Consider the following 6,576-nt stretch of genomic DNA (forward strand, 5'->3'; position numbering starts at 1 on the left):
GTCGCCGCCGGAGGCGACCAGGTCCCACAGTTGTTCGGGGGTGGAGATTCCGCCGGGCAGGCGGCAGGCCATGCCCACGATCGCGATCGGCTCCCTGGCCTTGGCCTCGATCTGGCGCAGCCGCTTCTCGGCCTGCTTGGTCTCGGCGATCGAGCGCTTGAGATACTCGCGCAGCTTGTCGTCGTTGGCCATGTCGGATCAGCCCCTGTCCAGGAGGTCGAAGAGTTCGTCGTCGGTGGCGGAGTCAAGGTCGATCTCCTCGTCCTCCGGCTCGTCCCCGCTCGTCGCGGTGACGTCGAGGCGCGTGACCAGGGCACGCAGCCGGGCGATGATCTCGGCCCGTTCGCCGGAGTCCGCGGTCAGGGCCGCCTCCAGCCGCCGCAGCACGGCGAGGGGGTCGGCCGGCTCACCGCCGCCTCCCGCGCCGTTCTCCGGCAGGCCGGGCAGGACGGAGAGGATGTGGCCGGTCACCGCCGTCGGTGTCGGATAGTCGAAGATCAACGTGGTGGGAAGCGGCAGCCCGGTGGCCGTCCTGAGCCGGTTGCGCAGGTCGACCGCGGTCAACGAGTCCAGGCCGAGCTCACGGAACGCCACGGCTGTCCCGACCTCCGAGGGATCGGAGTAACGCAACACCGCGGCGACCTCCGTACGGACCAGGTCGAGTACGGCCTCGCGCCGCTCCGCCGGGTCCAGCCCGGCGAGCCTGGCGGCCGGTGACGGGGCCGAGGGATCGGCCGGGGACGCCCCGGCGTCGGCGGTACCCGTCGCCACCGTGGAGGAGCGGGTGGCGTCGAGCCAGTAACGCGACCGCTGGAACGCGTAGGTCGGCAGCTCGACATGGCGGGGATCGACTCCGGCGAGCGCCACCGTCCAGTCGACCGGCACGCCGCGGACGAACGCCTCGGCCAGCGAGGTCAGGAACCGGTCGAGCCCGCCCTGGTCGCGGCGGAGCGTCCCGGTGACCAGCGAGGGAGGCCCGTCGCCGGTGTCCAGCGTCTCGTGGACGCTCGCGGTGAGCACCGGATGCGGGCTGATCTCGATGAAGGCGGTGTGGCCCTGCTCGGACAGGGCCCTGGTGGCCGTCTCGAACCGCACCGTCCGCCGCAGGTTGGCGTACCAGTACTCGGCGTCCAGCTCCGAGGTGTCGATCCAGTCGCCGGTCATCGTCGACAGCATGGGCACGGTCCCGGTGCGGGGGACGATCGGGGACAGCGCCTTGACCAGGTCGTCGTGGATGGCCTCGACCTGTGCGGAGTGCGAGGCGTAGTCGACCGGGATCCGGCGGTTGCGCACTCCCTCGGCGTCGAGTCCGGCCAGCAGCTCCGTCAGGGCGTCCACCTCGCCGGAGACCACCACGCTGGACGGGCCGTTGACGACCGCCACGGACAGGCGTCCCTCCCACGGCGCGAGCCGGGCCTCCGCCTCGGCCACGGGCAGCGAGACCGAGGCCATGCCGCCTCCCCCGGACAGTGCCGTGATCGCCCGGCTGCGCAGCGCGACCACCCGGGCGCCGTCCCACAGTGGCAGCCCGCCGGCCACTACGGCGGCGGCGATCTCCCCCTGGGAGTGGCCGACCACGGCGTCGGGGCGGACGCCGTACGACTTCCACAGCTCGGCCAGCGACACCATGACCGCCCACAGCACGGGCTGGACCACGTCCACCCGGTCCAGGCCGGGGGCACCCGGCACGCCACGCACCACGTCGAGCAGGGACCAGTCGGTGAACTCCGCCAGCGCGGCCGCGCACTCAGCGAGCCGTTCGGCGAACACCGGCGCCGTGTCCAGCAGTCCGGCGGCCATGCCGAGCCACTGGCCGCCCTGGCCGGGGAAGACGAACACGATCTTTCCGCCGGCGTCCGCCGTACCGCGCACCACGTGGTCGGGCAGCGCGCCGTCACCGGTGAGCGAGCGCAGACCCGAGGTGAGCGCCTCCCGGCCCGCGCCGATCACCACGGCGCGTTCGGTGAAGAGCCTGCGGGTCGCGACGAGCGAGTGGGCGACGTCGGCCGGATCGAGCTCGGCGCGCCCTTCCACGAACGTGGCGAGGCTGACGACCTGGCCCCGCAACCCTCCGGAGACGTGGCCCGACAGCACCCAGGGCAGTACGGCCGGAGCCGCGACGAGGGCGCGGGCGGGCTCGTCCACCGCGGGCGGCTGTTCGAGGATCACGTGGGCGTTGGTGCCGCTGACCCCGAAGGAGGAGACCCCGGCCCGTTTCGGGCCGCCCGTCTCCGGCCACGGACGGGAGTCGGTGAGCAGCCGGACCGCGCCGGCCGACCAGTCCACGTGCGGGGTCGGCTCGTCGACGTGCAGGGTCTTCGGCAGCACGCCGTGTCGCATCGCCATCACCATCTTGATGACGCCCGCCCCTCCGGCGGCGGCCTGCGTGTGGGCGATGTTCGACTTCAGCGAGCCCAGCCACAGGGGACGGTCGGCGTCCCGGTCCTGACCGTAGGCGGCGATCAGCGCCTGGGCCTCGATCGGGTCGCCCAGGGTGGTGCCGGTGCCGTGCCCCTCGACGGCGTCCACCTCGGCGGCGGCGAGCTGGGCGTTGGCGAGCGCCTGGCGGATCACCCGCTGCTGCGAGGGCCCGCTGGGCGCGGTCAGCCCGTTGGAGGCGCCGTCCTGGTTGACCGCCGAACCGCGCACCACCGCCAGCACCGGATGGCCGTGCCTGCGCGCGTCGGACAGCCGCTCCAGGAGCAGCAGGCTGACGCCCTCTCCCCAGCCGGTGCCGTCCGCCGACGAGGAGAACGCCTTGCAACGCCCGTCGACCGACAGGCCCCGCTGGCGGGAGAACTCGACGAAGGTGGTCGGTGTGGACATCACCGCGACCCCGCCCGCCAGCGCCAGGTCCGACTCCCCGGTCCGCAGTGACTGGGCCGCCAGGTGCAGCGCGACCAGCGAGGAGGAGCAGGCGGTGTCCACGGTGACCGCCGGGCCCTCGAAGCCGAAGGTGTAGGAGATGCGCCCGGAGGCGATGCTTCCCGCGCTGCCGTTGGCGAGGTATCCCTCCAGGTCTCCGGGGATCTCCTGCAGGCGGGGCGCGTAGTCGTGGTACATCATCCCGGCGAAGACCCCGGTACGGCTGCCGCGCAGCGACAGCGGGTCGATGCCCGCCCGTTCGAACGCCTCCCAGGCCACTTCGAGCAGCAACCGCTGCTGCGGGTCGGTGGCGATCGCCTCACGCGGCGAGATGTTGAAGAAAGCCGGATCGAAGTCGGCGACGTCCCTCAGGAACCCGCCGTGGCGGGTGTAAGACTTGCCCACCTGGTCGGGGTCCGGATCGTACAGTTCGTCGACGTCCCAGCCCCGGTCGGCGGGAAACTCGGAAACGGCGTCGCCCCCGCTCGCCACCAGCCGCCAGAGCGCCTCGGGTGACTCGATTCCGCCGGGCAGGCGGCAGGCCATCCCGACGATCACGATCGGGTCGTCGGAGACCGGCCCGGCGGCCGTCACCTCGGCACCGGCCGGTACGGCCGCCGCCCGCTCCCCGGACAGCTCCCGGTCCAGCAGGTCGGCGATGGCCTGGGGGGTGGGGCGGTCGAAGGTGAGGGTGGCGGGCAGGCGTAGTCCGGTGGCGGTGCTGAGGCGGTTGCGCAGTTCGACGGAGGTGAGGGAGTCCAGGCCCAGCTCGACGAGCGGACGCTCCGTGGGGATGGCCTCGGGGCGCGGGTATCCCAGCACGGTCGCGATCTCGCCGCGGACGAGGTCGAGCAGGAACGCGCCACGCCGGGCCTCGTCGAGCCCGGCGAGCCGGGCGCCGAACGTCTCGGCTCGCTCGGTCAGGGCACGGGCGGTGGGACGGCGCCGGGGAGCGAGCCCGCGCAGCAGCGGCGACGTGGGGTCGGCGGTGGCGTGCAAAGGGGCGGGCACGAGCAGGCGGTCGTCGTGGGAGGTGAAGACGGCGGCGTCGAACAGGGCCAGTGCCTGCTCGGTCGGCAGCGGGCGCAGCCCGGTGCGGGCGAGACGGGCGTGGTCGACGGCCGTGAGGCTCGCTGTGATGCCGCTGGTCTGTTCCCAGAGTCCCCAGGCGAGGGAGATGGTGCGGGGGTGGTGGGTGGCGAGGGCGTCGAGGTAGGTGTTGGCGGCGGCGTATGCGGCTTGGGCGGCTCCGCCGAGGAGTCCGGACACGGAGGAGAACAGCACGACGGCGGCTGGGTCGTGGTCGTGGAGGAGGTCGTGCAGTAACCAGGCGCCGTTGATTTTGGGGGTGAGCACGGGGTGGAGGCGTTGGGCGGTGAGGGTGGTGAGGGGGGTGTCGTCGATGATCCCGGCGGTGTGGACGACGGCGGTGAGCGGGTGGTCGGCGGGGATCGCGGCGAGTGCGGTGGCGAGCGCGTCGCGGTCGGTCACGTCGGCGGCGGCGACGGTGACGTGGGCGCCGAGTCCGGTGAGTTCGGTGTGGAGGTCGTGGGCGCCGGGGGTGTCGGTGCCGCGTCTGCCGGTGAGGAGGAGGTTGCGGATGCCGTGTGCGGTGACGAGGTGGCGGGCCAGGACGCTGCCGAGTCCGCCGAGTCCGCCGGTGATCAGTACGGTCCCGTCGGGATCCCAGCGCCTACTCCTCACCTCACCCCGGAGGGTTTCCGCGTCGTCCTGAGCGGCGGGGGAGACCCGGGCGAGGCGGGGGACCAGGGCGGATCCCTCGCGCAGGGCGAACTGTGACTCGTCCGCCGCGAGCGCGGCGGACACCGCCGCGGGCAGGGCCGCCACCGAGGCGGCGCTCCCGTCCAGGTCGGCCAGCAGGACACGGCCGGGATGCTCGGTCTGCGCCGAACGCGTCAGACCCCACACGGGAGCCGTGGTCAGCTCGGGGACACGGCCGTCACCCGCGGCGACGGCGTCGCGGGTCAGCACCAGGAGCCGCGCGGAGTCCCAGCGCTCCTCGTCGACCCACCGCCGCAGTACGGCCAGCACCCGCTCCGCGTTGTCGTGCGCGCCGGCGACGGGATCCTCCAGGGCCGCCACCGGCAGTACGACAAGCTCGGGGAGCGGCGCCCCGGCGTCGGCGGCGGCGGCCAGCGCGGTGAGATCGGCGAACGGCGCGATCGTGACGCCGGCGGCCTCGGCGGCCTCGGCGGCATCGGCGGCTCCGGTGGCCTCGGCGAGATCGCCGGAGGAGGGGGCCGCGACGTCCTGCCCCAGCACCGCCCACGTCCGCGTTCCGGCGGTGCCGGTGAAAGGCAGGGCGTCCCAGCGGAGCCGGAACAACGCGTCGTGATGCGCGGACCGGGCGGCCCGCACCTGGTCACGCGGCACCGGGCGGACCCGCAACTCGTCGATCGAGACGACCGGCGCACCGGTGGCGTCGGCCGCGTGCAAGGTCAGCGAACCCGAGCCGGAAACCGTCGCGCGCACCCGCAGCGTCGTGGCGCCCGAGGCGTGCAGCCGTACCCCGTTCCAGGCGAACGGCAGCCGGGCGCCGTCGGCCTCCCCGCCGTCGAGCCAGCGCAGAGCGGCGACGTGCAGGGCCGCGTCGAGCAGCGCCGGGTGGACTCCGAACCCGGTGGCGTCCTTCTCGTGTTCCTCCGGCAGGGCGACCTCGGCGAAGAGTTCCCCGCCGCGCTGCCAGGCGGCGCGCAGTCCCCGGAAGGCGGGGCCGTACCCCAGTCCCGCCTCGGCCAGCCGAGCGTAGGCGTCCTCCACGTCGAGGGGCAGGGCCTCCCGCGGCGGCCACGTCGCAGGCTCGTCCCGCGGTTCGGGGACGCCCGCGGTCAGGGTCGCGCTGGTGTGGCGGGTCCAGTCGGCGGTGCCGTTCTCGGGGCGGGAGTAGATCTCGACGGTTCGGGTGTGGGGAGCGGCCGGGGGAGCGGTGACGATGACCTGAAGATGGACGGTGGCGTGTTTCGTGAGGGTGAGGGGGGTGTGGAGGACGAGCTCGTCGACGGTGTCGTGCCCGCTCTGGTGGGCGGCGTGGAGGGTGAGCTCGAGGAAGGCGGTGCCGGGAACGATGACCGTGTCGAAGACGGTGTGGTCGGCGAGCCAGGGGTGGGTCGCCAGGGACAGGCTGCCGGTGTGTACGGTGCCCTCGCCGTGCGCCAGCGCGACCGCCGCGCCCAGCAGCGGGTGGCCGGTGGCGGTGAGGCCGAGACCGGACGGGTCGGCGCCCCGGAGGGGGGCGTCGATCCACAGCCGCTCGCGCTGGAAGGCGTAGGTGGGCAGGTCGAGGGTCTTGTGTCGGCCGGTGGGGAGGGTGGCGGGCCAGTTGACGTCGGTGCCGTGGACGTGGAGGCGGGCGGCGGCGGTGAGCGCGGTCACGACCTCGGGCCGGTCACGGCGCAGCACCGGAAGCGCGGTGACGCCCGCGTCGGTTCCCAGGATGTCGTGGACCAGTGCGGTGAGCACCCCGTCGGGGCCGATCTCCACGAACGTGTTCAGCCCTTCGCCGGGCTCGGCGCCCTCGTGCAGGCGACGGACGACCTCGTGGAAGCGGACGGGGTGGCGGAGGTGGTTGGTCCAGTAGGTGGGGGAGGTGAGTTGGTGGGGGGTGGCGTGGGTGCCGGTGTGGTCGGAGATGAGGGGGAGGGTGGGTGGGTGGTAGGTGAGGCGGCTGATGGTGGTGTGGAATTGGTTGAG

General features: G+C 73.7%; 2 protein-coding genes. Both read right to left on the bottom strand.

All coding sequences use genetic code 11. The features are described 5' to 3' along the window. On the bottom strand, positions 1 to 192 hold a 192-nt coding region (locus AB0N02_RS47095; protein ID WP_363961689.1), incomplete at its 3' end, for a polyketide synthase docking domain-containing protein. 6 nt (positions 193 to 198) lie between these two features. Next, positions 199 to 6,576: SDR family NAD(P)-dependent oxidoreductase (locus AB0N02_RS47100; RefSeq protein ID WP_363961691.1), on the bottom strand; the 6,378-nt coding region annotated here is incomplete at its 5' end.

The sequence above is a fragment of the Streptosporangium sp. NPDC051022 genome (assembly GCF_040683035.1).
Classification (GTDB): domain Bacteria; phylum Actinomycetota; class Actinomycetes; order Streptosporangiales; family Streptosporangiaceae; genus Streptosporangium.